Origin of the sequence: Gordonia sp. (in: high G+C Gram-positive bacteria) (genome assembly GCF_049299075.1) — a bacterium.
Lineage (GTDB): Bacteria > Actinomycetota > Actinomycetes > Mycobacteriales > Mycobacteriaceae > Gordonia.
In genome coordinates this window covers 1-3,415 of record NZ_JBAQWU010000512.1, presented here as the reverse complement: position 1 = coordinate 3,415, position 3,415 = coordinate 1, and the positions used below count along the sequence as shown (strand labels likewise).

The window sequence follows — 3,415 nt, the reverse complement described above, 5'->3', positions numbered from 1 at the left end:
GCCTGGCACTATGTAGGGCATGGATCTCTTCATCCCCCTCATGCTCGCCTTCGCCGTGGCGATGCTGTTCATTAGCTTCCGCAACCAGAAGAAGCGCACCAAGGCCATGAACGACGTCCGGGCGCAGGCCGTTCCGGGCGCCCGTGTGCAACTCACCTGCGGTCTGCACGGCACCATCTTCAGTGATGACGGCGGCGAGAACGTCGACGTCGAGATCGCACCGGGTGTCGTCACCACATGGAACCGTCTGGCGATCCGCGAAGTCGTCGCCGACGACGCCCCGGCCGCAGCCGAGGCGCCCGCCATCGAGACCGTGACCGACGACGTGCCCACCAACGACACCGGAATCGACGACAAGTTGATCGGCGACGCGCCGGAGGCGCGACCGGACACCGATTCGAAGGACAAGTAGGCTTTCCGCCCGTGAGCAATCCCTCCCCACGACCGCGCCGGACCGCCGCGCGTCGCGGCACTCCGCCGTGGCAGCCTTTGACGGCCTTTCTGGTGCTCCTCGGCGTGATCTACGCCCTGGTCTTCTTCACCGGCGGCGGCAAGCCGGAACCCAAGCTCGGCATCGACTTGCAGGGCGGTACCCGGGTGGTGCTGACTGCCCGTACCGATGACGGCCGGGCGCCCCAGCGCGATCAGTTGGATTTGGCGCGGCAGATCATCGAAAAGCGCGTCAACGGCCTCGGCGTCGGCGGCTCGGAAGTGGTCGTCAACGGAAACAACATCATCATCACAGTGCCCGGCGACGACGGTAAGCAGGCGCGTGCGCTCGGTCAGACCGCGCGGCTGTTTATCCGTCCGGTTGTGCCGATGGGTGGGACGGAACAAGCGCGGCCGCAGACCGGACCGAGCGGGCCCAAAGCGTCGGAGATGACCGCCGAACAGCAGTCGGCGGCGGTTGATGAGCAGCGCAAGCTGCGTCAGGCGCCCGCCGATGCCGACCAGGCACGTCTGCAGCAACTCCGTGAGCATATGCCCCTGATGAACTGCTCCCCGGACTACTCCGATCCGCTGATCGGTCACGACGACCCGAAGCAGTACCTGGTCGCGTGCTCCGAGGACGGCCAGTTCGTGTACCTCCTCGAGCCGATGATCATCGACGGTCGTGACGTGGCCAAGGCCGAAGCCGGCCAGAACCAGGCCGGCGCGTGGGTGGTGTCGGTCGATTACCAAGGCGACGCCCGGAAGGTGTGGCCGGAGTACACAGCCAAAAACTATCAGCGTCAGACCGCCGTCACGCTGGACACCCGGGTGCTCAGTGCGCCAGCGATCCAGGCGACGATCACCGGCACTACCGAGATCAGTGGCGACTTCACTCAGCAGTCCGCGCAAGAACTAGCGAATGCCCTGAAGTACGGTTCGCTGCCGCTGTCGTTCAGCGCGTCCGAGGCCGAAACGGTGTCGGCGACGCTCGGCTGGCAGGCGCTGCGCGCCGCCCTGATCGCCGGTGTCATCGGTCTGATCGCGGTGCTCATCTACTCGCTGGCCTACTACCGGATGCTGGGCTTTTTGGCAGCGGGGTCGCTGGTGCTGGCCGGGGTGATGGTCTACGGCGTCATGGTGCTACTTGGCCGGTGGATCGGGTTCACCCTCGACCTAGCCGGTATGGCCGGTCTGATCATCGGTATCGGTATGACGGCCGACTCGTTCGTCGTGTACTTCGAACGTATCAAGGACGAGATGCGTGAGGGTCGCAGCTTCAAGTCCGCGGTGCCGCGCGGCTGGGCTTCGGCACGCCGCACCATCTGGACCGGTAACGCCGTCAGCTTCATCGCCTCGGTGGTGATTTACGCGCTGGCCGTCGGCGAGGTGCGCGGCTTCGCCTTCACCTTGGGTCTCACCACGATTCTCGACGTGTTGGTCGTGTTCCTGGTGACCCATCCGCTGGTAGTCCTGGCCTCGCGGTCGGAGTTCCTGTCGCGGCCCAGTATCAATGGGCTCGGCGCCGTCAGTGACGTGGCCCGCGCTCGGCGCCAGGCCGCCGCACGCAGCAGTCGTTCGGCAAAGGAGTCGATCAAGTGACCAACGCTCAGCCACCGGTCGTTCCCGAGGTGATGGACTCCGCATCCGCCGATGACGGTGCGTCGACCACCGAATGGCAGGACGCCGACTATGTCGCCGACGCCAAGCGCGGCTTCTTTTCGCGCCTGTACAGCGGCACCGGCGCCTTCGATGTCATCGGCCATCGCCGCCGGTGGTATCTGGTCTCCGGCCTCATCCTGCTGATCTGCATCCTGTCGATGGTCTTCCGCGGTTTCACGTTCGGTATCGACTTCGAGGGTGGCACCCAGCTGGCGTTGCCGAATAAGGCCCCGCTGACCACGAGCGCGGTCGAACAGGTCGTCGAAGGCGCCCTGGGCTTCGCGCCCGATATGGTGCAGACGGCCGGTACCGGCGATGCCTCCACCATCCAGGTGCGATTGACGCACCTGGATGCGGCGCAGACGAACACCGTGTCGGAGGCGCTCGCGGCCGAATTCTCGCCGACCATCACGATCGCTGACGTCAGCAGCTCCGATGTGAGCAGCACCTGGGGCGCGGAGATCACCAAGAAGATGTTGATCGCCCTGGTCGTCTTCCTTGTCGTGGTGTTCATCTACATCATGATCCGGTTCGACCGGGAGATGTCGATAGCGTCGATGGCATCGCTATTCTTCGACCTCGTGGTCACTGCGGGCGTCTACTCCCTGGTGGGTTTCGAGGTCACGCCGGCCATGGTGATCGGATTGCTGACGATCCTTGGCTTCTCCGTCTATGACACAGTCGTCGTGTTCGACAAGGTCGAGGAGAACACCCGCGGTGTGCTCGCCAGTCGTCGGCGAACCTACGCCGAACAGACCAACTTGGCCGTCAATCAGACCTTCATGCGCTCGATCAACACCACGGTGATCTCGGTGCTGCCGATCATCGCGCTGATGGTGGTCGCCGTCTGGTTGCTCGGTGTGGGCACCCTCAAGGATCTGGCTCTGGTCCAGTTGGTCGGCGTCATCGTCGGTACGTTCTCGTCGATCTTCTTGGCCTCACCATTGCTGGTGTCGATGAAGGAACGACGTGCCGATATCGCCGAGCACACCAAGAAGGTTCTCGCGCGGCGCGCCAAGATCGAGGTAGCGCGGGGATGACCGCGGGTCGCCGGTTGATGGCCCGCGGTGCCGCTGCCGGGCTGGCGGCAACCATCGCGATGGGGCTTGCCGCATGCGGCGCCAGTGAGCGCGATCAGATCGACTACCTGGTCGACGCCGCCGTCACCAACTACAACGTCAACACCGTGGACGGTTATTCGTCCGGCGCCATCATGGCGCTGGCGCGGGTCCTGCCCGGCTTCAGCTATCTCGGTCCGGACGGTCAGGTCGTCGCCGATCGCGATATCGGCACGGTGACCGTCCAGGACGGCTCCGCGCTGACC

Annotated in this window: 3 protein-coding genes and 1 pseudogene; all 4 read left to right on the top strand. The window is 64.8% G+C overall.

All coding sequences use genetic code 11. From position 1 onward, the window contains the following. The first annotated feature begins 19 nt into the window (after positions 1-19). A complete protein-coding gene (gene yajC / locus WAW85_RS16215) occupies positions 20-412 on the top strand; it encodes a preprotein translocase subunit YajC (RefSeq protein ID WP_422560616.1) in 393 nt (130 codons plus the stop codon). Between the two features lie 11 nt (positions 413-423). Then, a complete protein-coding gene (gene secD / locus WAW85_RS16210; RefSeq protein WP_422560615.1) occupies positions 424-2,031 on the top strand; it encodes a protein translocase subunit SecD in 1,608 nt (535 codons plus the stop codon). A 32-nt stretch (positions 2,032-2,063) separates the two neighbouring features. Then, positions 2,064-3,131 carry a protein translocase subunit SecF gene (gene secF / locus WAW85_RS16205; RefSeq protein ID WP_422560617.1) on the top strand — a complete coding sequence of 356 codons (1,068 nt, stop codon included), beginning with the start codon at positions 2,064-2,066 and terminating at the stop codon, positions 3,129-3,131. Then, positions 3,128-3,415: pseudogene (locus WAW85_RS16200) on the top strand (ABC transporter substrate-binding protein); the annotation flags it as partial. The gene secF and the pseudogene WAW85_RS16200, both read left to right, overlap by 4 nt.